At 60.3% G+C, this 24,870-nt stretch carries 24 protein-coding genes; 17 read left to right on the forward strand and 7 right to left on the reverse strand.

Annotated features, from left to right (window positions below; all coding sequences use genetic code 11):
* Positions 1 to 7: 7 nt before the first annotated feature.
* Positions 8 to 820 carry a cytochrome C assembly family protein gene (locus CD58_RS05420; protein ID WP_025212040.1) on the reverse strand — a complete coding sequence of 271 codons (813 nt, stop codon included), beginning with the start codon at positions 818 to 820 and terminating at the stop codon, positions 8 to 10.
* A 206-nt stretch (positions 821 to 1,026) separates the two neighbouring features.
* Here CD58_RS05420 and ffh point away from each other — a divergent pair, with 206 nt between their 5' ends.
* The 11 genes from ffh (at position 1,027) to CD58_RS05475 (ending at position 11,580) form a co-directional block, all read left to right on the forward strand.
* Positions 1,027 to 2,403: a signal recognition particle protein gene (ffh, locus tag CD58_RS05425; RefSeq protein WP_025212041.1), complete on the forward strand. Its 1,377-nt coding sequence runs from the start codon at positions 1,027 to 1,029 to the stop codon at positions 2,401 to 2,403.
* Between the two features lie 251 nt (positions 2,404 to 2,654).
* Entirely contained in the window at positions 2,655 to 2,906 is a 252-nt protein-coding gene (gene rpsP / locus CD58_RS05430) for a 30S ribosomal protein S16 (protein WP_025212042.1), read from the forward strand.
* 5 nt (positions 2,907 to 2,911) lie between these two features.
* Entirely contained in the window at positions 2,912 to 3,448 is a 537-nt protein-coding gene (rimM, locus tag CD58_RS05435) for a ribosome maturation factor RimM (RefSeq protein ID WP_025212043.1), read from the forward strand.
* Positions 3,430 to 4,203 (forward strand): tRNA (guanosine(37)-N1)-methyltransferase TrmD, encoded by a 774-nt coding sequence (trmD, locus tag CD58_RS05440; RefSeq protein ID WP_170845966.1) that lies wholly within the window; start codon positions 3,430 to 3,432, stop codon positions 4,201 to 4,203. Before rimM ends, trmD begins: the two co-directional genes overlap by 19 nt.
* A 45-nt stretch (positions 4,204 to 4,248) precedes the next feature.
* Positions 4,249 to 4,599 carry a 50S ribosomal protein L19 gene (gene rplS, locus CD58_RS05445; RefSeq protein WP_003175895.1) on the forward strand — a complete coding sequence of 117 codons (351 nt, stop codon included), beginning with the start codon at positions 4,249 to 4,251 and terminating at the stop codon, positions 4,597 to 4,599.
* A gap of 132 nt (positions 4,600 to 4,731) precedes the next feature.
* Positions 4,732 to 5,628 (forward strand): site-specific tyrosine recombinase XerD, encoded by an 897-nt coding sequence (gene xerD / locus CD58_RS05450; protein WP_025212044.1) that lies wholly within the window; start codon positions 4,732 to 4,734, stop codon positions 5,626 to 5,628.
* Between the two features lie 300 nt (positions 5,629 to 5,928).
* Positions 5,929 to 6,660: a DsbC family protein gene (locus CD58_RS05455; RefSeq protein WP_025212045.1), complete on the forward strand. Its 732-nt coding sequence runs from the start codon at positions 5,929 to 5,931 to the stop codon at positions 6,658 to 6,660.
* 136 nt (positions 6,661 to 6,796) lie between these two features.
* Positions 6,797 to 8,101, forward strand: coding sequence for a homoserine dehydrogenase (locus tag CD58_RS05460; RefSeq protein ID WP_025212046.1), 1,305 nt, complete (start codon positions 6,797 to 6,799; stop codon positions 8,099 to 8,101).
* A gap of 104 nt (positions 8,102 to 8,205) precedes the next feature.
* Complete coding sequence (gene thrC / locus CD58_RS05465) at positions 8,206 to 9,615, forward strand: threonine synthase (RefSeq protein ID WP_025212047.1); 1,410 nt, start codon at positions 8,206 to 8,208, stop codon at positions 9,613 to 9,615.
* A gap of 120 nt (positions 9,616 to 9,735) precedes the next feature.
* Entirely contained in the window at positions 9,736 to 11,106 is a 1,371-nt protein-coding gene (locus tag CD58_RS05470) for a transporter substrate-binding domain-containing protein (RefSeq protein WP_025212048.1), read from the forward strand.
* Between the two features lie 186 nt (positions 11,107 to 11,292).
* A complete protein-coding gene (locus tag CD58_RS05475) occupies positions 11,293 to 11,580 on the forward strand; it encodes a DUF3509 domain-containing protein (RefSeq protein ID WP_025212049.1) in 288 nt (95 codons plus the stop codon).
* A 351-nt stretch (positions 11,581 to 11,931) separates the two neighbouring features.
* On the opposite strand, the gene CD58_RS05480 is transcribed toward CD58_RS05475, so the two are convergent.
* A complete protein-coding gene (locus CD58_RS05480) occupies positions 11,932 to 13,131 on the reverse strand; it encodes a CaiB/BaiF CoA transferase family protein (protein WP_025212050.1) in 1,200 nt (399 codons plus the stop codon).
* 147 nt (positions 13,132 to 13,278) lie between these two features.
* Here CD58_RS05480 and CD58_RS05485 point away from each other — a divergent pair, with 147 nt between their 5' ends.
* The 3 genes from CD58_RS05485 to CD58_RS05495 all read left to right on the forward strand — a co-directional run bounded on the left by CD58_RS05485 (position 13,279) and on the right by CD58_RS05495 (position 17,167).
* Positions 13,279 to 13,821, forward strand: a complete 543-nt coding sequence (locus CD58_RS05485) for a YaeQ family protein (RefSeq protein WP_025212051.1) — start codon at positions 13,279 to 13,281, stop codon at positions 13,819 to 13,821.
* Positions 13,822 to 13,990: 169 nt separating this feature from the next.
* Positions 13,991 to 15,700, forward strand: coding sequence for a single-stranded-DNA-specific exonuclease RecJ (gene recJ / locus CD58_RS05490; RefSeq protein ID WP_025212052.1), 1,710 nt, complete (start codon positions 13,991 to 13,993; stop codon positions 15,698 to 15,700).
* Between the two features lie 360 nt (positions 15,701 to 16,060).
* Positions 16,061 to 17,167, forward strand: coding sequence for an NADH:flavin oxidoreductase/NADH oxidase (locus tag CD58_RS05495; protein ID WP_025212053.1), 1,107 nt, complete (start codon positions 16,061 to 16,063; stop codon positions 17,165 to 17,167).
* Between the two features lie 186 nt (positions 17,168 to 17,353).
* On the opposite strand, the gene CD58_RS05500 is transcribed toward CD58_RS05495, so the two are convergent.
* A complete protein-coding gene (locus CD58_RS05500; protein WP_025212054.1) occupies positions 17,354 to 18,979 on the reverse strand; it encodes a glucan biosynthesis protein D in 1,626 nt (541 codons plus the stop codon).
* A 363-nt stretch (positions 18,980 to 19,342) separates the two neighbouring features.
* Between CD58_RS05500 and CD58_RS05510 the strand changes: the two genes are divergently transcribed.
* The 3 genes from CD58_RS05510 to CD58_RS05520 all read left to right on the forward strand — a co-directional run bounded on the left by CD58_RS05510 (position 19,343) and on the right by CD58_RS05520 (position 20,360).
* On the forward strand, positions 19,343 to 19,528 hold the full coding sequence (locus CD58_RS05510; RefSeq protein ID WP_025212056.1) for a hypothetical protein: 186 nt from the start codon (positions 19,343 to 19,345) through the stop codon (positions 19,526 to 19,528).
* A gap of 185 nt (positions 19,529 to 19,713) precedes the next feature.
* Positions 19,714 to 19,959 carry an AbrB/MazE/SpoVT family DNA-binding domain-containing protein gene (locus CD58_RS05515; protein WP_025212057.1) on the forward strand — a complete coding sequence of 82 codons (246 nt, stop codon included), beginning with the start codon at positions 19,714 to 19,716 and terminating at the stop codon, positions 19,957 to 19,959.
* The gene (locus CD58_RS05520; protein WP_025212058.1) at positions 19,959 to 20,360 is read left to right on the forward strand and encodes a type II toxin-antitoxin system VapC family toxin; all 402 of its coding nucleotides are present in this window, start codon (positions 19,959 to 19,961) and stop codon (positions 20,358 to 20,360) included. The genes CD58_RS05515 and CD58_RS05520 overlap by 1 nt, the downstream gene beginning before the upstream one ends.
* A 54-nt stretch (positions 20,361 to 20,414) precedes the next feature.
* Here CD58_RS05520 and CD58_RS05525 read toward each other — a convergent pair whose 3' ends face one another.
* The 4 genes from CD58_RS05525 to CD58_RS05540 form a co-directional block, all read right to left on the reverse strand.
* Complete coding sequence (locus CD58_RS05525; protein WP_025212059.1) at positions 20,415 to 21,839, reverse strand: gamma-aminobutyraldehyde dehydrogenase; 1,425 nt, start codon at positions 21,837 to 21,839, stop codon at positions 20,415 to 20,417.
* A 167-nt stretch (positions 21,840 to 22,006) separates the two neighbouring features.
* On the reverse strand, positions 22,007 to 22,825 hold the full coding sequence (locus tag CD58_RS05530) for an ABC transporter permease (protein ID WP_025212060.1): 819 nt from the start codon (positions 22,823 to 22,825) through the stop codon (positions 22,007 to 22,009).
* Positions 22,815 to 23,762: an ABC transporter permease gene (locus CD58_RS05535; RefSeq protein WP_025212061.1), complete on the reverse strand. Its 948-nt coding sequence runs from the start codon at positions 23,760 to 23,762 to the stop codon at positions 22,815 to 22,817. The genes CD58_RS05530 and CD58_RS05535 overlap by 11 nt, the downstream gene beginning before the upstream one ends.
* Before the next feature lies 1 nt (position 23,763).
* Positions 23,764 to 24,801: an ABC transporter ATP-binding protein gene (locus CD58_RS05540; protein WP_025212062.1), complete on the reverse strand. Its 1,038-nt coding sequence runs from the start codon at positions 24,799 to 24,801 to the stop codon at positions 23,764 to 23,766.
* Positions 24,802 to 24,870: the final 69 nt, after the last annotated feature.

Consider the following 24,870-nt stretch of genomic DNA (forward strand, 5'->3'; position numbering starts at 1 on the left):
CCGTCCGTCAGATATGCAGAATGTATTCACGGACCAGCTTGCTGCCGAAGTAAGCCAGCATCAGCAGGCAAAAGCCGGCCAGGGTCCAGCGAATCGCTTTATGGCCACGCCAGCCGAGACGGGTGCGGCCCCACAGCAACACGCTGAACACCACCCACGCCAGGCAGGCCAGCAGGGTTTTGTGCACCAAATGCTGGGCGAACAGGTTCTCGACGAACAGCCAGCCGGAGAGCAGCGACAACGACAGCAGGGTCCAGCCAGCCCAGAGGAAGCCGAACAGCAGGCTTTCCATGGTTTGCAGCGGCGGGAAGTTGCGGATCAGCCCGGAGGGGTGCTTGTTCTTGAGCTGGTGATCTTGCACCAGCAGCAGCAACGCCTGGAACACCGCGATGGTGAACAGGCCGTAGGCGAGGATCGACAGCAGGATGTGGGCAAGGATGCCGGGCTCTTCGTCGATGATCTGCACCGTGCCCGACGGCGTGAACTGCGCCAGCAGCACCGTGGCCAGTCCCAGCGGGAACAGCAGCACCAGCAGGTTTTCCACCGGGATGCGCGAGCAAGCCAGCAACGTCAGGGCGATCACGGCCACGGCAATCAGGCTGGCGGCGTTGAAAAAGTCCAGGCCCAGGCCGATCGGCGTCATCAAGTGGGTATAAAGGCTGGCCGCGTGGCCGAGCACCGCCAGCACGCCAAGCGTGACCAGCAGGCGTTTGTTCGCCTTGGCACCGGTGGCCAGGCGGGAGCCTTGATAGAAGGTCGCAGCGGCATAGAGGCAAGCGGCGGCGAGAGTGGCAAGCAAACTGGGTGACAAGGGGAGCATAAATCCTGTTAGGCAAGCCCGAAAGGCGCTGAGTTTGGCATAGAACCCCCATCGCACGAAAGACCACCGCAACTGACAGCGAGCTGTACGTCGCCCGCTTCTTCGCTATAATCCGCGACCTGCCCACGCCGCAGGCTCGCCGAGCACATTTTTCACGGTCTGGGCCGCCATTATCCCGGTCACATCTGGGCCTGAAAGGATCGCGCATGTTTGAAAACCTAACCGACCGTCTCTCGCAGACGCTGCGCCATGTCACCGGCAAGGCGAAACTGACCGAGGACAACATCAAAGACACCCTGCGCGAAGTGCGCATGGCGTTGCTCGAAGCCGACGTCGCCCTGCCGGTGGTCAAGGACTTCGTCAATTCGGTCAAGGAACGCGCCGTCGGTACCGAGGTGTCGCGCAGCCTGACGCCGGGCCAGGCGTTCGTGAAGATCGTCCAGGCCGAGCTCGAAAGCCTGATGGGCGCCGCCAACGAAGACCTGAACCTGAGCGCCGTGCCACCCGCCGTAGTGTTGATGGCCGGTCTGCAGGGCGCGGGCAAGACCACGACGGTCGGCAAGCTGGCGCGCTTCCTTAAAGAGCGCAAGAAAAAGTCGGTGATGGTGGTCTCCGCGGACATCTATCGCCCGGCGGCGATCAAGCAACTGGAAACCCTGGCTAACGACATCGGCGTGACATTCTTCCCGTCCGACCTGAGCCAGAAGCCGGTGGACATCGCCCAGGCGGCCATTAAGGAAGCAAAGCTCAAGTTCATCGATGTGGTCATCGTCGATACCGCCGGTCGCCTGCACATCGATGAAGAGATGATGGGCGAGATCAAGGCGCTGCATGCCGCGATCAACCCGGTGGAAACCCTGTTCGTGGTCGATGCGATGACCGGCCAGGACGCGGCCAACACCGCCAAGGCGTTCGGTGATGCGCTGCCGTTGACCGGCGTGATCCTGACCAAGGTCGATGGCGACGCCCGTGGCGGTGCCGCACTGTCGGTACGCGCCATCACTGGCAAACCAATCAAGTTCATCGGTATGGGCGAGAAGAGCGAAGCGCTCGAACCGTTCCACCCCGAGCGTATTGCTTCGCGTATCCTGGGCATGGGCGACGTGCTCAGCCTGATCGAGCAGGCCGAACAGACCCTCGACAAGGACAAGGCCGACAAACTGGCCAAGAAGCTGAAGAAGGGCAAGGGCTTCGATCTCGAAGACTTCCGCGACCAGCTGCAACAAATGAAGAACATGGGCGGCCTTGGCGGGCTCATGGACAAACTGCCGAACATCGGTGGCGTGAACCTGGCGCAGATGGGCAATGCCCAGGGCGCGGCTGAGAAGCAGTTCAAGCAGATGGAAGCCATCATCAACTCCATGACCCCGGCCGAGCGCCGCGACCCTGAGCTGATCAGCGGTTCGCGCAAGCGTCGTATCGCCATGGGCTCCGGTACCCAGGTGCAGGACATCGGTCGCTTGATCAAGCAGCACAAGCAGATGCAGAAGATGATGAAGAAATTCTCCGCAAAAGGCGGAATGGCCAAGATGATGCGCGGCATGGGCGGTATGTTGCCCGGCGGTGGCATGCCGAAAATGTAAAGAATCTGCGCCGGCTGTCACGCCGGCGTTGCCCCGCACGGATGCGGGGATCTCCAGCAAACCCGTGCTATGCGGGAGCTGACCTGCCGTTTTTCATGACGGCTCCATGGCAAATCTTGATCGCATGGCGCCAGGCGCCGGAAAAAGACATTTGCAAAAGTCCGGATATTCCTTAGAATATGCGGCCTTTCGGGCACCTATGCCCGCTGTGCATTTAGATTTGCAGCACCGACTACAGGAACGATGTTCACATGCTAACAATCCGTCTTGCCCTTGGCGGCTCCAAAAAGCGCCCGTTTTACCACCTGACCGTAACCGACAGCCGCAACCCGCGTGACGGTTCCCACAAGGAGCAGGTTGGTTTCTTCAACCCTGTTGCCCGTGGTCAGGAAGTTCGTCTGTCCGTGAACCAAGAGCGCGTAGCCTACTGGCTGAGCGTTGGTGCACAACCTTCTGAGCGCGTTGCTCAGTTGTTGAAGGAAACGGCTAAGGCTGCGGCCTGAGCAATATGAACGCGACGCCAAAAGATGCTGATGATTTGATCGTTGTCGGCAAGATCTATTCTGTTCATGGCGTTCGCGGCGAAGTGAAGGTGTATTCCTTTACTGATCCGATCAAAAACCTGTTGGAGTACAAAACCTGGACGCTCAAGCGCGAAGGTAGCGTGAAACAGGTTGAGCTGGTCAGCGGACGCGGGAACGACAAGTTCCTGGTCGCAAAGCTCAAGGATCTCGATGATCGTGAAGAAGCGCGTCTTCTGGCCGGTTATGAGATCTGCGTGCCGCGCAACCTGTTCCCTGAACTGACCGACGGCGAGTACTACTGGTACCAGCTGGTGGGTCTGAAGGTTATCGACCACCTCGGGCAATTGCTCGGGAAAATCGATCACCTGCTCGAGACCGGTTCGAACGATGTCATGGTGGTCAAGCCTTGCGTCGGCAGCCTGGATGATCGCGAACGCCTGTTGCCCTATACCGAGCAATGCGTGTTGGCCGTCGACCTTGCAGCAGGCGAGATGAAGGTGGAATGGGATGCGGATTTCTAAACGTGGCTAATTTGCGCGTTGAAGTCATCACATTGTTTCCCGAGATGTTTTCCGCCATCAGCGAGTACGGCATAACCAGCCGCGCGGTGAAACAGGAGCTGTTGCAGCTCACCTGTTGGAATCCGCGGGACTACACCACGGATCGGCATCACACTGTGGACGATCGCCCGTTTGGCGGTGGTCCGGGCATGGTGATGAAGATCAAGCCCCTGGAAGACGCTCTGGTTCAGGCCAGGACCGCAGCCGGGGAGGGCGCTAAGGTGATTTACCTGTCGCCCCAAGGCCGCCAGCTGACTCAGTCGGCGGTACGCGAGCTGGCGAATTCGGATGCATTGATCCTGATTGCCGGCCGTTATGAAGGCATTGACGAGCGTTTCATTGAAGCTCATGTCGATGAAGAGTGGTCGATTGGCGACTATGTACTGTCTGGCGGCGAGCTGCCGGCGATGGTCCTGATCGATGCGGTTACACGACTGCTGCCCGGAGCTTTAGGGCATGCAGATTCCGCTGAGGAAGATTCCTTTACGGATGGTCTGCTGGATTGCCCGCACTACACCCGACCGGAGGTGTATGCGGATCAGCGTGTTCCCGACGTGTTGCTAAGTGGCAACCACGCGCACATCCGGCGTTGGCGTTTACAGCAGTCCCTTGGTCGGACCTATGAACGACGCGCCGATCTTCTGGAAAGCCGCTCGCTTTCTGGAGAAGAGAAGAAGCTGCTCGAGGAATACATCCGCGAGCGGGACGATAGTTAACAACGTATCGATGGTGAGTCCGATGACTTGCCTTAGGAGCACAGCATGACTAACAAAATCATCCTTGCACTCGAAGCAGAGCAGATGACCAAAGAAATCCCTACCTTTGCCCCGGGCGACACCATTGTCGTTCAGGTGAAAGTGAAGGAAGGCGACCGTTCGCGTCTGCAAGCGTTCGAAGGTGTCGTTATCGCCAAGCGTAACCGTGGCGTGAACAGTGCTTTCACTGTTCGTAAAATCTCCAACGGTGTTGGCGTAGAGCGTACTTTCCAGACCTACAGCCCGCAAATCGACAGCATGGCTGTGAAACGTCGCGGTGACGTGCGTAAAGCCAAGCTGTACTACCTGCGTGACCTGTCCGGTAAAGCAGCTCGCATCAAGGAAAAACTGGCTTAAGTCCAGCTTCCGATGCAAAAAAAGCAGCCTGCGGGCTGCTTTTTTGTTGCCTGCGATTTGGTCTTTGAGCACCCTGCATGCCTTCATCTTCTATTTCGATGCAGCCCGTGTTCGCATCTTCCATGAGTCTTTATGCCAGCCATCGATCATCCGCTGATAGACCAGTTTCTCGACACCTTGTGGCTGGAGAAGGGCCTGTCCGATAACACCCGCGATGCTTACCGCAGCGATCTGGCCCTGTTCAACGGTTGGCTGCAGGAAAAAGGCCTGGAGCTGGCCAACGCCGGGCGGGAGTTGATCCTCGATCACCTGGCATGGCGTTTGGAGCAGAACTACAAGCCGCGATCCACCGCACGGTTTCTCTCTGGTCTACGTGGGTTTTATCGCTATTTGCTGCGGGAAAAGCTGATCGCGGTGGATCCGACCTTGCGGGTGGAAATGCCGCAATTGGGCCGTCCGCTGCCCAAGTCCCTGTCGGAAGCCGATGTGGAGGCATTGCTGGCGGCGCCGGACCTCAGCGAAGCCATCGGCCAGCGCGACCGGGCCATGCTGGAGGTGTTGTACGCTTGCGGCCTGCGGGTCACCGAGTTGATCAGCCTGACGCTGGAGCAGGTCAACCTGCGCCAGGGCGTGTTGCGAGTGATGGGCAAGGGCAGCAAGGAACGCCTGGTGCCCATGGGGGAAGAGGCCATCGTCTGGGTCGAGCGCTACATGCGCGATGCCCGCCATGAACTGCTGGGCGGGCGCCCCAGTGATGTACTGTTCCCAAGCCTGCGCGGCGAGCAGATGACCCGCCAGACTTTCTGGCACCGCATCAAGCACCAGGCCAAGGTGGCCGGGATCGGCAAGTCCCTCTCGCCCCACACCTTGCGCCATGCCTTCGCCACGCACCTGCTCAATCACGGCGCCGACTTGCGGGTGGTGCAGATGCTGCTGGGCCACAGCGACCTGTCCACCACCCAGATCTACACCCATGTGGCCCGGGCGCGGTTGCAGGACTTGCATGCCAAGCATCATCCACGGGGCTGACATCTGCCGCGATGTTGTCAAAGCTGACGCCATCGCGAGCAAGCTCGCTCCCACATTTTGGAACTGTGCCGGGCCGCAATTGTGCGTCCACCACAAATCCCTGTGGGAGCGAGCTTGCTCGCGATGACGGCGTGTCAGCCGACATCAATCCTGTGTGTGCTTACAAAACGTCGTGCGTCAGCGGCATTCGGCCACGCAGCCCTTATGTGGTAGGCTTTGCCGGTTTGCACAGTGGGCGGCCGGAACCCGAATCTGCGGGTCGGCGTTTCCCCGTCCCATTTGTTCGCCTCAGGAGTCCCCATGCGTTTGATCCAGATGTTCACCGCCGCCGCCATTGCGTTGGCCAGTACCTTTGCCATCGCCGACGACGCGGCCGACAAGGCTATCCGCAAGAGCCTGGAAAACCTTCAGCTCGAAGTGCCGATCGAAACCATCTCCGCCAGCCCCATGTCCGGTCTGTACGAGGTCAAGCTCAAGGGCAGCCGCGTGCTTTACGCCAGCGCCGATGGCCAGTACATCGTCCAGGGCAACCTGTTCGAGCTCAAGGACGGCAAGCCGGTCAACCTCACCGAGATCACCGAGCGCCAGGGCATTTCCAAACTGATCAACGGCATTCCGGTTGCCGAAACCGTGGTTTACCCTGCGGTGGGTGAAACCAAGTCCCACATCACGGTATTTACCGACACCACCTGCCCGTATTGCCACAAGCTCCATGCCGAAGTACCGGAGCTGAACAAGCGCGGTATCGAAGTGCGTTACGTCGCGTTCCCGCGCCAGGGCCTGGGCTCGCCGGGTGACGAACAGTTGCAGGCGGTCTGGTGTTCCAAGGACAAGAAAGCGGCCATGGACAAGATGGTCGACGGCAAGGAAATCAAGGCCGCCAAGTGCGAGAACCCGGTTTCCAAGCAGTTCGCCCTCGGACAGTCAATAGGTGTGAACGGGACGCCAGCGATTGTTTTGGCGGACGGTCAGGTAATTCCGGGCTACCAGCCGGCGCCACAAGTCGCCAAACTGGCCCTTGGCGCGAAATGAAATGAGCATGGGCGGTCAGTTTCTGAAGATCTCGGCTCGGCGAAACCTTCGTCGGGCCGTTAAACACTAGGTCGCGTTACTGCGTGGCTGTATTTCACGGCCGACCTTGCGTCGGCCGTTTCATGGGGAGTCAAGAGTGAATCCGGTCAAAGTAGGCATCTGTGGGTTAGGTACCGTCGGTGGCGGCACCTTCAACGTACTTCAGCGCAACGCCGAGGAGATTTCTCGGCGTGCCGGGCGTGGAATCGAAGTGGCACAAATTGCCATGCGCACGCCAAAGCCTCAGTTCCAGACGACCGGTATTGCGATTACCAACGATGTCTTCGAAGTGGCCACGAACCCTGAGATCGACATCGTCATAGAGCTGATGGGCGGCTATACCGTTGCCCGCGAGCTGGTACTCAAGGCCATCGAGAATGGCAAGCATGTGGTCACCGCGAACAAGGCGCTTATCGCTGTTCACGGTAATGAGATTTTCGCCAAGGCTCGCGAGAAGGGCGTGATCGTTGCGTTCGAAGCCGCCGTGGCCGGTGGTATTCCAGTGATCAAGGCGATCCGTGAAGGCCTGTCCGCCAACCGCATCAATTGGGTGGCCGGGATCATCAACGGCACCGGTAACTTCATCCTGACCGAAATGCGCGAGAAGGGTCGCACCTTCGAAGACGTGCTCGCCGAAGCCCAGGCCCTGGGTTATGCCGAGGCCGATCCGACCTTCGACGTGGAAGGCATCGACGCGGCGCACAAGCTGACCATCCTGGCGTCCATCGCCTTCGGTATTCCGCTGCAGTTCGACAAGGCCTACACCGAAGGCATCACCAAGCTGACCACCGCTGACGTGAACTACGCCGAAGCCTTGGGCTACCGCATCAAGCACCTGGGTGTGGCTCGCAGCACCGCCAGCGGCATCGAGCTGCGCGTGCACCCGACGCTGATCCCGGCCGACCGCCTGATCGCCAACGTCAACGGCGTGATGAACGCGGTGATGGTCAATGGCGATGCCGCCGGCTCGACCCTGTTCTATGGCGCCGGTGCCGGCATGGAGCCGACGGCCTCCTCGGTGGTGGCCGACCTGGTGGATGTGGTTCGCGCCATGACCTCCGATCCGGAAAACCGTGTGCCGCACCTGGCTTTCCAGCCGGACTCGTTGTCGGATCATCCGATTCTGCCGATCGAAGCATGCGAAAGTGCCTACTACCTGCGTATCCAGGCCAAGGACCATCCGGGCGTCCTGGCCCAGGTGGCGAGCATTCTTTCGGAGCGTGGCATCAACATCGAGTCGATCATGCAGAAGGAAGTCGAGGAGCACGATGGCCTGGTGCCGATGATCCTGCTGACCCACCGTGTGGTTGAGCAGCGCATCAATGATGCGATCACTGCGCTGGAGGCCCTGCAGGGCGTCGTGGGTCCGGTGGTCCGTATCCGCGTTGAACATTTGAACTAAAGCAGCTACAAGCGGCTAGCTGCAAGCGACACGTCAAGAGCAGCCCCGCTTTTACTTGTCGCTTGTGGCTTACAGCTCGCAGCTCAAACCGAAGGTTTGCCCTTATGCGCTATATCAGCACCCGCGGCCAGGCACCGGCCCTGAATTTCGAAGATGTCCTGCTGGCCGGCCTGGCCACGGACGGCGGCCTCTATGTGCCGGAAAGCCTGCCGCGTTTCACCCAGGAAGAAATTGCCTCCTGGGCCGGCCTGCCGTATCACGAGTTGGCCTTCCGGGTGATGCGCCCGTTCGTCACCGGCAGCATCCCGGACGCCGACTTCAAGAAGATTCTGGAAGAGACCTACGGCGTCTTTTCCCACAACGCCATCGCACCGCTGCGTCAGCTCAACGGTAACGAATGGGTGATGGAGCTGTTCCACGGCCCGACCCTGGCATTCAAGGACTTCGCCCTGCAACTGCTCGGTCGCCTGCTGGACTATGTGTTGCAAAAGCGTGGCGAGCGTGTGGTCATTGTCGGTGCCACCTCCGGCGACACCGGTTCGGCCGCCATCGAAGGCTGCAAGCATTGCGAGAACGTCGACATTTTCATCCTGCACCCGCACAACCGTGTCTCGGAAGTGCAGCGTCGGCAGATGACGACGATTTTCGGCGATAACATCCACAACATCGCCATCGAAGGCAACTTCGATGACTGCCAGGAGATGGTCAAGGCCAGTTTTGCCGACCAGAGTTTCCTCAAGGGCACGCGGCTGGTGGCGGTGAACTCGATCAACTGGGCGCGGATCATGGCCCAGATCGTTTATTACTTCCACGCGGCCCTGCAATTGGGTGGCCCGGCCCGTTCCGTGTCGTTCTCGGTGCCTACCGGCAACTTCGGCGATATTTTCGCCGGTTACCTGGCGCGCAACATGGGGCTGCCGATCAATCAATTGATCGTCGCCACCAATCGCAACGACATCCTGCATCGCTTCATGAGCGGTAACCAGTACGTCAAGGAAACCCTGCACGCCACGCTGTCGCCGTCCATGGACATCATGGTGTCGTCGAACTTCGAGCGCCTGTTGTTCGACCTTCACGGTCGCAATGGCGCGGCGATTGCCGGCCTGATGGACAGCTTCCGGCAGGGCGGCGGTTTCAGCGTCGAGCCTGAGCGCTGGACCGAAGCCCGCAAGCTGTTCGACTCCCTGGCGGTGGACGATGCGCAAACCTGCGAAACCATTGCCGAAGTGTTTGCGCAGAGCGGTGAATTGCTCGATCCGCACACCGCTATCGGCGTGAAAGCCGCCCGTGAGTGCCGTCGCAGCCTGGATATTCCGATGGTGATCCTGGGCACCGCGCATCCGGTTAAGTTTCCGGAAGCGGTGCAGAAGGCGGGCGTAGGAAAAGCGCTTGAGCTACCTGCACATCTTTCTGATTTGTTTGAGCGAGATGAGCGTTGCACTGTGTTGCCTAATGACCTGAAAGCCGTGCAAGCCTTTGTCAGCCAGCATGGCAACCGCGGCAAGCCACTTTAACCGCTGAAACCTGTCACATTTTGAAGCCCGTCTCCTGACGGGCTTTCTTGTTTCTGCATGCCAAACTGGCCGGGTTTTCGCCCTTGGAGGGACGGGCGAGTCATCTCGAAGGAAATGCAGATGTTGTTTTTTACCAAAGGAAAACCAGCGCTGGGCTGGGTGATGGGCCTGGTCCTGTTGTACTGGGGACAGGGGGGCAATGCGGCACAATTGGCGACCTTCGAAGCGCCGCCGCTCGACCCTGGCGAGCGACTGGTGCTGGATGCGCAGGAATTGAAGTGGATCAAGGAGAACCCGCGGGTCATCGTCGCTTCGATGCAGTTTCCGCTGTACCTGTTCAAGAATGAACTGGGGCAGTGGGACGGGCTGAACCATGAAATTCTCCAGCGCATTGCGCAAATGACCGGGCTTGAATTCGTGCATCGCGAGTCGTTCTCCCCGGGGCAGTTGCTGACGATGCTGGAGAATGGCGAGGCTGATATGACGACTCTCCTGGCGATGAACGATGAACGCCGGGATTTCCTCAGTTTCAGCCATGCGTTTGGCGGTTCCGGCTGGGTGTTCGTCGGCCGTGACGGGGAGTCGGTACTCCATTCGCTGAAGCAGTTGGAGGGCAAGGTCCTGGCGTTGCCGGCACGGCATGCCTTGGAGACGGAAATCAGGCGCGACTACCCGGCCATCGAATTGCGCACGACCAAGACGTATGGGGAGGCGCGGGCGCTGGTGGAGAGTCGGGAGGCCTACGCCACCATTGAAAATGAAACGGGGGTGCATCTGTATCCGGCTGGGCAGTTGCAGGTAGGAAGTGGCCTTGAGGGCAAGTGGGAACCGGACTACCTGGCGGTGCGCCAAGACCTGACTCCGTTGCTCGGTATCTTGAATAAAGCACTGGAAGTCTTCCCGGCCGAGGACATGCGCGCCCTGCGCGCCAAGTGGATGGCGGGTATTGCCCCCATCCAGGCGCCATCGATCTGGTTGCGTATGTCCCGTTGGGGCTACTGGTGCGTGACCGTGGTCGTGTTGTTCGGCTTCCTGTCCCTGTTGTGGAACCGTCGCCTGAAGATACAGATCGATCAGCGCCTCAAGGCCGAAGCGGTCCTCAAGGACCAGTTGGTGCTCCAGAGAGCCCTGATGGATGCCATTCCCGATCCGATTTTCATCCGTGATCTCGAAGGGCGCCTGGTCATGTGCAACAAGAGTTACGAAGACCAGCTGGCGACGCGCTTCGAAAAGCTGCGGGGCAGGCGGCTGACGGACTCCCCGACGTTCCCGCCGGCCACCGCCGAGCTGCTGCATGGGGAGGTGATGGAGCAGTTGCGAACCGGCCAGTCCCGATTCGTCGACCGTCAGTTGATGTTCAGCGGCGGATTGCGGGAAATCTACCACTGGTCGGTGCCCTTCTACGGAGCCGATGGGCAGTTGCGCGGAATCCTGGGCGGATGGATCGATGTCGGGCGCCGCTGGAGCCGCACCGACAAGCTCTTCGCTTGAATAAGACCGGTCGCGACGAAAATGGCTTCAAGTGAAGATTGTTGTTTCCCTGTCATATTGGACGCGCATGCTCGGTTGAACAGGTTTGAGGCGCGCCGGTTCGGTGCGCTGGCGAACTTTCTGCTGTGGCCCAGGGTCACTTACTGTGAACATGCAGTTGTTTTCGGACTATTGAAGGGTGAGCGAATGGAAAGTATCAGCCTATTGCTAGGTGAGGCTTTGAGCCCGTATCAGGTCACGCTGACTCCCTTCGGCGCCAAGGGCGAATGCCTGGTGACGTTGAAGAATACCGTGGGGAGCATCATGGTCGAGCGGGTGTTCAACCAGGCTCAATTGACCGACAAGCGCCAATTGACGGACGTGGTCGATGGCTTGCATCGCGATGTACTGATTGCCGAGGGCCGCCTGGAGCCCTGTGTGATTGCGGCGCTGCGTAATCTGGCGCGCCACAAGGCGATGGCCATCCCGAATTGAACGATATTTTGTGGGAACCTTCTTACGTCCCGGTGAGTCAGACCTTTTACCAGCAAGAGCGAGCATTGTGCTCCGGTGCTTGTCGCTTGTTGTACTGACCTCAAATATGGTCACGTTTAACCCCGAGTCGTCTCCCCACTTCTCGGGGTTTCTTTTTGTCTGGCGTTCAAGGTTTTTAGCCCGCTCTGCTACTGAGCAGCGCTGAACCCTTGTGGGAGCGAGCTTGCTCGCGATTGCGGTGTGCCAGTCAGTATCAGTCGACTGAACCGACGCCATCGCGAGCCAAGCTCGCTCCCACAGTTGATCTTCAGTGACAGCGATTTTCCTTCGCGGCAGATCCCCTGTGACGCGTCAAATGGCCCCGTCGGTGCGCAGCCGGGCGATCTGCTGCGCATCGTAGCCAAGCTCCCCGAGTACCTGTGCATTGTGCTCACCCAGCGCCGGCCCGACCCATTCGGAGGTCCCCGGTGTGTCGGAGAGCTTCGGTACGATCCCCGGCATCTTGAACGCCTTGCCGTCCGGCAGTTTGGCCTGCAGAAACATTTCACGGGCGAGGAATTGCGGGTCGCTGAACATATCTTCGGCGCTGAAGATCCGACTGGCCGGCACTCCGGCCTGGTTCAACTGCTCAATGACGGCATCGAGCGGCAGCGAGTTGACCCAGCGATCAATGACCCCGTACAGCTCATCGCGGCGGCTGTCGCGACCATCATTGCTGGCCAGTTGCGGATCATTGGCCAGGTCGTCACGGCCGATGATCTGCATGAAGCGCTTGAAGATCGCGTCGCCGTTGGCGCCGATCTGCACGTGTTTGCCATCGGCGCTGGTGTGGATGGACGACGGAGTGATGCCGGGCATGATATTGCCGGTGCGCTCGCGGATGAAACCGAACACGTCGAACTCCGGCACCATGCTCTCCATCATGGCAAAAATCGCCTCGTACAAGGCCACATCGACCACTTGTCCGGTTCCACCGTTGACCTCGCGGTGACGCAGGGCCATCAGTGCGCCGATCACGCCCCAGAGGGCGGCGATCGAATCGCCGATGGAGATCCCGGTGCGCACTGGCGGACGGTCCTCGAACCCAGTGATGTAGCGCAGGCCGCCCATGGACTCGCCCACTGCGCCGAACCCGGGCTGATCTTTCATCGGTCCGGTCTGGCCGAAGCCCGAGAGCCGCACCATTACCAGTTTCGGGTTCAGTGCATGCAGCACATCCCAGCCCAGGCCGAGCTTTTCCAGCACGCCGGGGCGGAAGTTCTCGATCAGGATGTCGGCTTCGCCGATCAGTTTTTTCAGGATCGCCAGGCCGTCGGGATGCTTGAGATTAAGCGTCAGGGACTTCTTGTTGCGTGCCTGGACGAACCACCACAACGATGTTCCTTCGTAAAGTTTGCGCCACTTGCGCAATGGGTCGCCGCCGTCAGGCGATTCGACCTTGATCACCTCGGCACCGAATTCACCGCAGATGCGCGAGGCAAAAGGCCCGGCGATCAAAGTGCCGAGTTCGATGACTTTGACGCCGGCAAGGGGTTTGGCAGTAAGCGACATGAGCAATCCTGTAGGACAAAGGCAGAACGAATAGAGCGTTTTATCATAGGCCAATCGCTGTCGCCGCAGGTTGATGGTCGGCAATTCGTGGATTGTCCGCGTCATCGGTTAGACTTGCCGCCTTTCTCTGTATCAAGAAGCCCGTTCATGGCCCAGCCGTCCACGACCTATAAGTTTGAACTGAACCTCACCGACCTCGACCGCAGTGTGTACGAGAGCGTGAAGCAGACCATCGCCCGCCATCCTTCGGAAACCGAAGAACGCATGACCGTGCGTCTGCTGGCCTACGCTTTCTGGTACAACGAACTGCTGGCATTCGGTCGTGGTCTGTCAGACGTCGATGAACCTGCGCTGTGGGAAAAAAGCCTGGATGACCGTGTGTTGCACTGGATCGAAGTCGGCCAGCCTGACGCCGATCGCTTGACCTGGTGCTCGCGCCGCACCGAGCGCACCAGCCTGTTGGCCTACGGCAGCCTGCGCGTCTGGGAAGGCAAGGTGATCCCGGCCGTCAAGAACCTGAAAAACGTCAACATTGCCTCGGTGCCCCAGGAAGTGCTGGAAACCCTGGCCCGGGATATGCCTCGCGTGATCAAGTGGGATGTGATGATCAGCGAGGGCACGATTTTCGTGACCGACGACCGTGGTCAGCATGAAGTCCAGTTGCAATGGTTGCTGGGCGAACGCGGTTGATCCGCCCCGATATCAAGTGAACTCAATGTGGGAGCGGGCTTGCTCGCGAATACGGTAGATCAGTTTGCATTTATGTTGAATGTGCCGCCGCTTTCGCGAGCAAGCCCGCTCCCACACAAGCTCCCTTGCCAGAATTTTCACGATTATCCAGATAAATGTCCTTCACCCCATGCGCATAGAACCCCGCCAGCTACCCGACACCCTGCCATTTCTCGGTGATCTGCCGCCCCTGTTGACCCGCCTATACGCCGCGCGTGGCGTGCAGTCCGAGACGGAACTGGACAAGAGCCTGGCGCGCTTGATTCCTTATCAGCAGCTCAAGGGCATCGACGCGGCGGTTGACCTGCTGGTGGTGGCGCTGGAGCAAGGCCAGCGCATCCTGATCGTCGGCGACTTCGATGCCGATGGCGCAACGGCCAGTACGGTGGGCATGTTGGGGTTGCGTCTGCTCGGCGCGGCCCATGTCGACTATCTGGTGCCCAATCGCTTCGAATACGGTTACGGACTGACTCCGGAAATCGTCGAAGTCGCCTTGACCCGCGAGCCGCAGTTGCTGATCACCGTGGACAATGGCATTTCCAGCGTGGAAGGCGTGGCGGCGGCGAAAGCGGCGGGCCTCAAGGTGTTGGTCACCGATCACCACTTGCCCGGCCTCGAACTGCCGGCGGCCGATGCCATCGTCAACCCGAACCAGCCGGGCTGTGAATTCCCGAGCAAGGCCCTGGCCGGGGTCGGCGTGATTTTCTATGTGCTGATGGCGCTGCGGGCCCGTCTGCGCAGCCTGGGTTGGTACGCCAGCAAACCCCAGCCGAACATCGGCGAACTGCTCGACCTGGTGGCCTTGGGCAGCGTGGCCGACGTGGTGCCCCTGGACGCCAATAACCGCATTCTGGTCCATCAGGGCCTGGAACGCATTCGCGCCGGACGCGCCCGCCCCGGTATCAAGGCGATTCTGGAGGTGGCCAAGCGCGATCATTCCCGTATTACCTCCACGGACCTCGGATTTATCCTCGGCCCGCGTCTGAACGCGGCGGGGCGCCTGGACGACATGAGCCTGGGCATCGAATGCCTGCTCACCGACGACGCGGCCCTGGCGCGGGAGATGGCGGCGCAACTGGACGGCATGAACCAGGATCGCAAATCCATCGAGCAGGGCATGCAGCGTGAGGCCCTGGCCCAGCTCAAGGACTTGCCGGTGGAGTCGATGCCGTTCGGTTTGTGCCTGTTCGATCCACAGTGGCACCAAGGGGTCATCGGTATCCTTGCCTCGCGCATGAAAGAGCGCTATTTCCGCCCGACCATCGCCTTTGCCGATGCCGGGGACGGCTTGCTCAAGGGCTCGGGGCGCTCGGTACCGGGGTTCCATATCCGCGATGCGCTGAGCGTGGTGGCGGCGCAGCATCCGACCTTGATCAGCAAGTATGGCGGTCACGCCATGGCGGCGGGCCTGACGTTGCCGGAAGCGAATTTCCCGTTGTTCGCCGAAGCGTTCGACGCTGAAGTGCGTCGGCAATTGCGTGAAGAAGACCTGACCGGGCGCCTGTTGTCGGACGGCACGTTGGCGGTGGAGGAGTTTCACCTCGAGCTGGCCCGGGCGCTGCGCCACGCCGGGCCCTGGGGCCAGCATTTTCCCGAGCCGATGTTCCACGGCGTGTTCCAGTTGGTCGAACAGCGGGTGGTGGGCGAGCGGCACCTGAAGGTGGTGCTCAAGAGCGAATGCGGTTCGGTGAAGCTCGATGGCATCGCCTTCGGCATCGACCGCGAGATCTGGCCGAACCCCACCGTGCGCTGGGTCGAACTGGCCTACAAGCTTGATCTCAACGAGTTCCGCGGCCAGGAAACGGTGCAGTTGATGATTGCCCATATCGAACCGCGCTAGGCATGCCTGTCAGTCCCTGAACCCCTGTGGCGAGGGAGCTTGCTCCCGCTGGACGCGCCAGCGTCCCCTTGCGATGTGATGGCTGGAACAGGGCCGCTTCGCAGCCCAGCGGGAGCAAGCTCCCTCGCCACAAAGATTCAGGCAAGCCGTGAGTGACCAGCATTGCGCCACCCTGCCGGTTTTTAAGTTATGAACCCTCCCTCCTTCCAGGTTGTCGACTAGGCTCTAAGCACTGCTTGATAGCCCTTGTGACGTCTTGTCGAATTTATTTGCCCGCGGGGGCGGGTGTTGCACCTTTTGTCACTCGTCGACTTTTCAAACAGAACCCTGGAGCCTGCCCACTGATTCGAGAGGTGCCCCATGAGTCTGCTGCTGGAACCCTATACCCTTCGCCAATTGACCCTACCCAATCGCATCGCGGTGTCGCCGATGTGCCAGTACTCGAGCGCCGATGGCCTGGCCAACGACTGGCACCTGGTGCACCTTGGTAGCCGCGCCGTGGGCGGCGCCGGCCTGGTATTCACCGAAGCCACCGCTGTCACCGCTGATGGCCGTATCACCGCCCAGGACCTGGGGTTGTGGAACGATGAACAGATCGAACCGTTGCAACGCATCACCCGTTTCATCACCGCCCAAGGGGCCGTGCCGGGCATCCAGTTGGCCCACGCGGGGCGCAAGGCCAGCACCTGGCGACCTTGGCTGGGCAAGCATGGCAGCGTGAAACCCGAGGACGGCGGTTGGCTTCCGGTCGGCCCGTCGCCGATTGCCTTCGACCCGCAGCACACCCCGCCAGCCCAACTGGACGAAGGGCAGATCGCCGGGGTTATCCAGGCGTTCGTGGATTCGGCCAAGCGCGCCCTCACGGCCGGCTTCAAGGTGGTCGAGGTCCATGCGGCCCACGGCTATCTGCTGCATCAATTCCTGTCGCCCTTGAGCAACCAGCGGCGCGACCAATACGGCGGCTCGTTCGAGAACCGCATCCGCCTGGTACTGCAGGTGACCGAAGCGGTGAGGGCCGTCTGGCCCGAGGAGTTGCCGGTATTCGTTCGCGTCTCTGCCACCGATTGGGTCGAGGACGGTTGGAACCCGGATGAAACCGTGGAACTGGCGCGGCGGTTCAGGGCGGTGGGGGTGGACCTGATCGATGTGTCATCGGGTGGCACTGCCGCCAATGCGGAGATTCCCACCGGCCCGGGTTATCAGACACGCTTTGCCGAACGGGTGCGCAAGGAGTCGGAAATCGCCACCGGCACTGTGGGCATGATTACCGAACCGGCCCAGGCCGAGCACATCCTGCGCACCTGCCAGGCCGACATCATTTTCCTCGCCCGGGAATTGCTGCGCGATCCGTACTGGGCCCTGCATGCCGATGATGACCTGGGTGGACGCAAGGCTACATGGCCGGCGCAGTACCAGCGGGCCACGCATCGGGACCAGCCGATTCATGAGTCTGATTTGCGCGACTGAGTGAGGGATGAAAAAAAAAGCCCCGGTCGTGTTGGCCGGGGCTTTTGTTTATCGGGCTGGATTATTCGGTGGTTGTACCGGCCTCATCGCGAGCAAGCTCGCTCCCACAGGGATTTCTGTAAACCACAGATCCCATGTGGGAGCGAGCTTGCTCGCGATGGGGCCAGCCCAAGCGCCGAATCACCATCAGGGATACTTACGCTTATCCGGCGCCGGCGGAAAGTACTGGTACAGCCAGGTCTCGCTCAGGGTCCGGTCCTTGCTGCGAATGAACAGGCGCATCTGCACCGGGTCTACGCGGTCGTCGGTCGGGTACCAGTCGAAGGTGATCCGGTAACCCTTGATCGCATCCAGTACCAGCACATTGAAGTCCTTCACTTCGCCGTGGGAGCAGGTCACCACCGGTTCGATGCCGGTGCCTGGTGGTAACTGGTCGAGGCCGCCGCCGCTGAAGTCCACGGCGAAACGCCGTGCCCAGACGGTAGGGTAATGCTCGCCGGGCGCCCAGCCTTCGATGAAGCCACCCATGCCCGAACGGGTCGCGTCGACATGGGCCAGGTCGGTGCTCACCGGCGGCAGGGCACTCCAGTAGAGCTTGTAGCCATAGTTCAGCGAGTCACCTGCGGCCACCGGTTTTTTCGGGGTCCAGAACGCGACGATGTTATCCAGGGTTTCGCCGGTCGTAGGAATTTCCAGTAGATCGACAGAGCCTTCGCCCCACGCCGTTGTCGGTTCGACCCATAGGCTGGGACGTTTGCTGTACCAGTCTACGGTGTCTTGGTAGCTATCAAAGTCATGGTCGGTCTGCACCAGGCCGAAGCCCTTCGGATTATTGTCGGCGAAGGCATTGAATTGCAGGGTGGCGGGGTTGTTCAACGGACGGCAGACCCACTCGCCGTTGCCGCGCCACATGGCCAGGCGGTCGGAGTCGTGGATTTGCGGGTGAATGGTGTCGCACATGCGCCGCTCGACGGTGCCGCAGCTGAACATGCTGGTCATGGGGGCGATACCCAGTTGCTCGATGGCGGTACGCGCATTGATGTGCGCGTCGATCTCCATCACCACGCGGGTCGGCTGGCAATCGATATCGAACCGATAGGCACCGGTGGCGCTGGGGGAATCGAGCAGCGCGTAGACCACGAAGCGGGTGCTGTTTTTTTCCGGGGTTTCGAACCAGAACTTGGTGAAGTCCGGAAATTCCTCGCGCTTCTTGGCGTAGGTATCGATGGCCAATCCGCGGGCTGACAACCCGTACTGGCCACTGGCGTCCACGGCACGGAAATAACTGGCCCCCAGGAACGAAAGGATGTCGTGGCGATCCAGCTCCGGCGCCTTGAACACCCGGAAACCGGAGAACCCCAGGTCGCCCGTCAGCTGCGAAGTGTTGACCGTGGTTTTCTCATAGTTGAACAGCTCCGGGCGGAAGTGCACCTCACGAGCCAGGCGGGTCTTGGGATCGACGCTGTACATGCGCACCGGCTGCTTGAAGCCCATGCCGACGTGGAAAAACTGCACGTCCAGCTGACCGTCGAGCTTATTCCACAGCGAGTGGTTGGCGTCGTACTGGATCGCGTTGAATTGCAGGGGCGACATCAGGGCCAGGGTTTGCGGCAGGACTTGCTTGGTGTCGACGTATTGGCTTGCGGCCAATTGTCGGGCCTGGTCTTTCAGGGCGTTGAAATCGAAGGGACGGGCTTCGCCGTCGGCAGTCTGGTCAGCAGCCCAGGCACGTGCGGCCATGAGCCCGGAGGCTGAAAGCCCTGTGTAGGCGGCGAAGGCCATGGAGGCCTTGAGCAGATTCCTGCGGTGCATAAATACAACCTTTCTCGAAACAATCCCGAGCCGTTCCTGGCCGCAAAGATTGATGAAGGAGTTCGGACATGCCTTTGGCCAAACGCGAACAGACGTTAGAACAGATGCCTGAGAGCTGGATCGGTTCACCGAGGCGCAAAATCATAGGGGATATATGGTTGTTGAGAGCGAAGAAAGCAGGGCTTGGTCAAATTTTCTTACAGTTATTTCTTTTTTTATGTGGATTCCGGCCTTTTTTGACTAATTACTCTAAAAATCCCTTTTCACGGTATGAAACCTCCCTATTCTTTAGCTTGATAGACCGTTAACCCAGGGTTGCGAAGGCGCTATCAGGTCAATTCGACGTACAGAAGGGCATCGCTCATGACGAAAATACAGGGCATTACCGCAATGCTGGGGATCTTTCCAGGCCTGATCAATGGGCGCAGGACACGGCGACTCAGCCTGGAGGAATTAAGACTGGTGGAGCGCTATCGAGAGCTGTCGGAAAACGACCGGATTGCCATGCGCTACCTGGTGGATGCGATGAGGAGTGTTTCGAGGTTTTGAATAGCCTGGGGATACGCTGATTATGGGGGGACAAACTGGCCTGTATAAGGCTTCCTGGCTTCACACCAACACACTGCATGTTTCCACAGAGCCGAAGCGAATGTGCTTACGATCAGCGGCGGTTGCAGGCTCGATGATGAAGTATTACTTTTAAAATAAAGGTAATACTTAAAGGAGAGTTTATTGTGTCGACGACGATGACAAGTAAAGGGCAGGTCACCATTCCCAAACCTATCCGGGATGCGCTGCACCTGATTCCGGGTAGTGCAATCGAGTTCAGCGTCAATGCGCAAGGGGAAGTGGTGCTACATGCCGGCAAACCTAAAATGGCAAAAAAAACGGCTGGCGATCGTTTTGACGCGATGCGTGGCAAAGCGGATATCAAGTGGCGCACGGATGACCTGATGGCGCTGTTGCGTGGTGAAGATTAATGATACTGGTCGACACCAACGTCTTGATCGATGTCCTGGAAGACGACCCCATCTGGGCTGACTGGTCTATCCAGCAACTGCGGGCCCAATCGCAAGCCCATGACCTTGTGATCAACCCGATTATCTATGCTGAACTGTCTCAGATTTTTTCCACTTTTGAAGCGTTGGATGAGGTTGTCAGTGAGCTCCGGTTGCTGGTGCAAGAAATACCTCGTCCGGCACTGTTTCTCGCTGGGAAAGCTTTCGTGCGTTATCGAAAGCTCGGCGGCGGAAAAAACAACGTGCTGGCAGACTTTTTCATCGGTGCCCATGCGGCTGTGAATGGCCTGCCTTTGCTCACTCGAGACGCCAAACGTTACCGAAGTTATTTTCCCTCCGTCGAGTTGGTGGTGCCGTCCTGATATTTGAATAACCACGGCCGGACCCTGTCTTCCGGCCGTGGGGGGTGTTTTAGCTCAATGCTTGAACATCACATGCCGCACCACCGTGTAGTCCTCCAGCCCATACATCGACATATCCTTGCCATAGCCGGAATGTTTCTGACCGCCATGGGGCATTTCGCTGACGAGCATGAAGTGGGTGTTCACCCAGGTGCAGCCGTATTGCAGGCGCGCCGCCAGGCGATGGGCGCGACCGACGTCGGCGGTCCACACCGATGACGCCAGGCCGTAGTCCGACTCATTGGCCCAAGCCAGCACTTGTGCTTCGTCGAGGAACGGCGTGACGGACACCACCGGACCGAACACTTCCCGGCGGACGATTTCGTCGTCCTGCTGGGCGTCGGCCAGTACCGTCGGTTCGAAGAAGAACCCGTTGCCGTCCACGGTCTTGCCACCGGTGATCAGGCGGATATGCGGCTGGGCGATGGCCCGTTCGACGAAACCCGCGACGCGGTCCCGGTGCTGGGCGGTGATCAGCGGGCCCATTTCAGTGTCGGGTGCGGTTTGCAGGCCGTACTTGATACTGCCCACCGCAGCGCCGAGCTTCTCGACAAACTGCTCGTAGATGCCTTGCTGGGCATAGATGCGGCAAGCGGCGGTGCAGTCCTGGCCGGCGTTGTAGAAACCGAAAGTGCGGATGCCTTCCACGGCCGCGTCAATGTCGGCGTCGTCGAAAATGATCACCGGGGCCTTGCCGCCCAGTTCCATGTGCGTGCGCTTGACGCTGTCGGCGGTGCTGGAAATGATGTTCGCGCCGGTGGCGATGGAGCCGGTGAGCGACACCATGCGCACTTTCGGATGGGTCACCAGCGGCTGGCCTACGGTTGGCCCACGACCGAACACCACGTTGAGTACGCCGGCCGGGAAAATTTCCGACGCCAATTCCGCCAGGCGCAGCGCGGTCAGCGGGGTTTGTTCCGATGGCTTGAGCACCACGGTGTTCCCGGCGGCCAGGGCCGGGGCGATTTTCCAGGCGACCATCATCAAGGGGTAGTTCCAGGGGGCGATGGAGGCGATGACCCCCACCGGGTCGCGGCGGATCATCGAAGTGTGCCCCGGCAGGTATTCGCCGCCGGCCGAGCCGTTCATGCAGCGACTGGCGCCGGCAAAGAAGCGGAACACATCGGCAATCGCCGGGATCTCGTCGTTCAGCGCGGCGCTCAAGGGTTTACCGCAGTTGTCCGACTCCAGCTTCGCCAGTTCTTCGCCGTTGGCTTCGATGGCGTCAGCCAGTTTGAGCAGCAACAGGGAGCGGTCCTTGGGCGCAACCTGCGACCAGCTGTCGAAGGCGCTGTCGGCCGCACGGACGGCGGCATCGACCTGGGCTTCGCTGGCCTCGTTGATTTCCACCAGCACTCGCCCCAGCGAGGGGTTAAACACGGCCTGGCCGGGGCCTTCGCCGTTTACCAGGTGGCCGTTGATCAGCAGTTTGGTTTGCATGGCTTTGTCCTCATCGAAACAGTTATGTGTCTGCTGGAACCGATCCCTGTGGGAGCGAGCTTGCTCGCGATAGCGGTCTTACAGTCGACACGTGTGTTGAGTGTTCGTCAGTCATCGCGAGCAAGCTCGCTCCCACAAAAGCCCTTTTGTACAAGGCGAAAAAGGGGCTACTTCCCGCCGCTACCGGCCACGCTCTCACCCCCACGGGTCAGGTAATAGGCGCCGAGTATCGGCAACATCGTCACCATCATCACCAGCATCGCCACGACGTTGGTCACCGGCACGTCGCGAGGGCGGCTGAGCTGGTTGAGCAGCCACAGCGGCAGCGTGCGTTCATGGCCGGCGGTGAAGGTGGTGACGATGATCTCGTCGAACGACAGGGCGAACGCCAGCATCCCGCCGGCCAGCAGCGCCGAGCCGAGGTTGGGCAGGATGATGTAGCGAAAGGTCTGCCAGCCGTCGGCGCCCAGGTCCATCGACGCCTCGATCAAGCTGTGGGAGGTGCGGCGCAGGCGGGCGATGACGTTGTTGTAGACGATCACCACGCAAAACGTCGCGTGCCCGACGATGATGGTGAACATGCCCGGTTCGATGCCCAGGGTCTTGAAGGTCGCCAGCAGCGCAATGCCGGTGATGATCCCTGGCAGGGCAATCGGCAGGATCAGCATCAGCGAAATGCCCTGTTTGCCGAAGAAGTCCCGGCGGTACAGTGCCGCCGAGGCCAGCGTGCCGAGCACCATGGCGATCAGCGTGGCGATGGCCGCGATCTGCAACGACAGCTTGATGGCCTCCAGCACATCCGGACGCGAGAAGGCGACGCTGAACCATTTCAGGGTCAGGCCCTTGGGCGGAAAGCTGAACGCCGCATCTTCGGTGTTGAAGGCGTAGAGGAAGATGATCAGGATCGGGAAGTGCAAAAACACCAGCCCGCCCCATGCCGCGATCCGCAAGCCCCACGAGGCCCGGTCTTGAGAGTCAGAGTGCATCGAAAGCCCCCAGGCGCTTGACGATAGACAGGTAGATGGCAATCAGCACGATGGGTACCAGGGTGAACGCAGCGGCCATGGGCATGTTGCCGATGGCGCCTTGCTGGGCGTAGACCATGCTGCCGACGAAGTAGCCTGGCGGGCCCACCAGTTGCGGCACGATGAAATCCCCCAGGGTCAGCGAGAACGTGAAGATCGAGCCGGCGGCAATGCCGGGGATCGACAGCGGCAAGATCACCTGCATGAACGTCTGGCGCGGCTTGGCGCCGAGGTCCGCCGAAGCTTGCAGCAACGACGGTGGCAGGCGCTCCAGGGAGGCCTGGATCGGCAGAATCATGAACGGCAGCCAGATGTAGACGAACACCAGGAAACGCCCCAGGTGTGAGGTGGACAACGTACTGCCGCCCACCCCGGGGATCCCCAATACGAACTGCAACACCGGCCCCAGGCCCAGGTGCTGGACGAACCACTGGGCCACGCCGCCCTTGGCCAGCAGGAGTGTCCAGGCATAGGCCTTGACGATATAACTGGCCCACATCGGCAGCATCACCGCGATGTAGAAAAACGCCTTGGTCTTGCCGCTGGTGTAGCGCGCCATGTAGTAGGCAATCGGGAAGGCGACGATGGCGCTGGCGATGGACACCACGATGGCCATGCTCAAGGTGCGCAAGATGATGTCGAAGTTCGAGGGCTGGAACAGCGCGGTGAAATTCGCCAGGGTCAGGTCGGGCGTGACCGCCATGGTGAAGTCATCGAAGGTGTAGAAGCCCTGCCACAGCAAGGTCAGCAGTGAGCCCAGGTAGATCGCGCCGAACCAGATCAGCGGCGGCACCAGCAGCATCGACAGGTACAGGTTGGGCCGTCGGTACAGCAAGTTGGAGAAACGTCGCAACGGTGAGCCGGGCGTAGGTGTTTGAGTGATGGCCAGGGTGTTCATCTCACACCTCGCCGCCAACGGTGTCATGCAGCGCGATCATCGCCTCGCGGGCCCAGCGTACAGTCAGTTGCTGGCCGGTCTGGTGCTGGGCGCCGGTGTCGATCCACTGGGTGTTGGCCTGGCTGAGGTTCAGGGTCTGGCCATTCTCAAGCTTCAATTCATAGCGTGTGGCGCTGCCCTGGTACTGGATGTCGTGGAGCAGGCCGCGGACTTCGATTTCATGACCGGCCAACGGGCCTTCGGCGAAACGCACGTGTTCCGGACGGATCGAGAACGGCTGTGGATAACCGCTCAGTTGCCGGGCCAGGTCGCCACGAATCACGTTGGAGGTGCCGACGAATTCGGCGACGAAGGTGGTCGCTGGTTTCATGTACAGGTTGCGCGGGGTATCCACCTGTTCGATGCGGCCTTTGTTGAACACCGCCACGCGGTCGGACATCGACAAGGCTTCGGTCTGGTCGTGGGTGACGAAAATGAAGGTGATGCCCAACTGGCGCTGCAGTTTCTTCAACTCGCCCTGCATCTGTTCCCGCAACTTCAGGTCGAGGGCGCCCAGGGGTTCGTCCAGCAGCAACACCCGTGGGCGATTGACCAGCGCACGGGCCAAGGCCACGCGCTGGCGCTGGCCGCCGGACAGCTGCACCGGCTTGCGCTCGCCGTAGCCGCCCAGGGCGACCATCTCCAGCGCTTCATCGGCGCGCTGGATGCGTTCGGCCTTGGCAACGCCTTTGACTTTCAGGCCATAGGCCACGTTGTCGCGCACATTCATGTGTGGGAAGAGGGCGTAATCCTGGAAAACCGTGTTGACGTCGCGCTGATAGGGCGGCAGCCCGGCGGCTTCTTCGCCGTGGATGCGGATCGAACCGGCGCTGGGTTGTTCGAACCCGGCGATCAGCCGCAGGCAAGTGGTCTTGCCTGAGCCGGAGGGGCCCAGCATGGAAAAGAACTCGCCGTCCTGGATGTCGATGGAAACCCGGTCAACGGCCTTCACTTCGCCAAACTGACGGGATACCTGGGTGAATTGGACTGCAAGCGTCATGGTGCGGTGCTCCAGAAAAACGGGGCGGGTATGAAAATATCAACCTTGGAACGCGGTCCCGTGGCGAGG

The organism is Pseudomonas brassicacearum (genome assembly GCF_000585995.1).
Classification (GTDB): domain Bacteria; phylum Pseudomonadota; class Gammaproteobacteria; order Pseudomonadales; family Pseudomonadaceae; genus Aquipseudomonas; species Aquipseudomonas brassicacearum_A.

Excerpts from the sequence above, each read along its gene's own strand:
- thrC (WP_025212047.1), top strand. The coding sequence starts at position 8,206 with ATGCGCTATATCAGCACCCGCGGCCAGGCACCGGCCCTGAATTTCGAA.
- CD58_RS05540 (WP_025212062.1), bottom strand. The coding sequence starts at position 24,801 with ATGACGCTTGCAGTCCAATTCACCCAGGTATCCCGTCAGTTTGGCGAA.
- CD58_RS05525 (WP_025212059.1), bottom strand. The coding sequence starts at position 21,839 with ATGCAAACCAAACTGCTGATCAACGGCCACCTGGTAAACGGCGAAGGC.
- trmD (WP_170845966.1), top strand. The coding sequence starts at position 3,430 with ATGGGATGCGGATTTCTAAACGTGGCTAATTTGCGCGTTGAAGTCATC.
- rplS (WP_003175895.1), top strand. The coding sequence starts at position 4,249 with ATGACTAACAAAATCATCCTTGCACTCGAAGCAGAGCAGATGACCAAA.
- CD58_RS05510 (WP_025212056.1), top strand. The coding sequence starts at position 19,343 with ATGACGAAAATACAGGGCATTACCGCAATGCTGGGGATCTTTCCAGGC.
- CD58_RS05500 (WP_025212054.1), bottom strand. The coding sequence starts at position 18,979 with ATGCACCGCAGGAATCTGCTCAAGGCCTCCATGGCCTTCGCCGCCTAC.
- CD58_RS05535 (WP_025212061.1), bottom strand. The coding sequence starts at position 23,762 with ATGAACACCCTGGCCATCACTCAAACACCTACGCCCGGCTCACCGTTG.
- CD58_RS05480 (WP_025212050.1), bottom strand. The coding sequence starts at position 13,131 with ATGTCGCTTACTGCCAAACCCCTTGCCGGCGTCAAAGTCATCGAACTC.
- CD58_RS05520 (WP_025212058.1), top strand. The coding sequence starts at position 19,959 with ATGATACTGGTCGACACCAACGTCTTGATCGATGTCCTGGAAGACGAC.
- recJ (WP_025212052.1), top strand. The coding sequence starts at position 13,991 with ATGCGCATAGAACCCCGCCAGCTACCCGACACCCTGCCATTTCTCGGT.
- CD58_RS05475 (WP_025212049.1), top strand. The coding sequence starts at position 11,293 with ATGGAAAGTATCAGCCTATTGCTAGGTGAGGCTTTGAGCCCGTATCAG.
- CD58_RS05495 (WP_025212053.1), top strand. The coding sequence starts at position 16,061 with ATGAGTCTGCTGCTGGAACCCTATACCCTTCGCCAATTGACCCTACCC.
- rimM (WP_025212043.1), top strand. The coding sequence starts at position 2,912 with ATGAACGCGACGCCAAAAGATGCTGATGATTTGATCGTTGTCGGCAAG.
- CD58_RS05485 (WP_025212051.1), top strand. The coding sequence starts at position 13,279 with ATGGCCCAGCCGTCCACGACCTATAAGTTTGAACTGAACCTCACCGAC.
- CD58_RS05470 (WP_025212048.1), top strand. The coding sequence starts at position 9,736 with ATGTTGTTTTTTACCAAAGGAAAACCAGCGCTGGGCTGGGTGATGGGC.
- rpsP (WP_025212042.1), top strand. The coding sequence starts at position 2,655 with ATGCTAACAATCCGTCTTGCCCTTGGCGGCTCCAAAAAGCGCCCGTTT.
- CD58_RS05455 (WP_025212045.1), top strand. The coding sequence starts at position 5,929 with ATGCGTTTGATCCAGATGTTCACCGCCGCCGCCATTGCGTTGGCCAGT.
- CD58_RS05530 (WP_025212060.1), bottom strand. The coding sequence starts at position 22,825 with ATGCACTCTGACTCTCAAGACCGGGCCTCGTGGGGCTTGCGGATCGCG.
- CD58_RS05420 (WP_025212040.1), bottom strand. The coding sequence starts at position 820 with ATGCTCCCCTTGTCACCCAGTTTGCTTGCCACTCTCGCCGCCGCTTGC.
- xerD (WP_025212044.1), top strand. The coding sequence starts at position 4,732 with ATGCCAGCCATCGATCATCCGCTGATAGACCAGTTTCTCGACACCTTG.
- ffh (WP_025212041.1), top strand. The coding sequence starts at position 1,027 with ATGTTTGAAAACCTAACCGACCGTCTCTCGCAGACGCTGCGCCATGTC.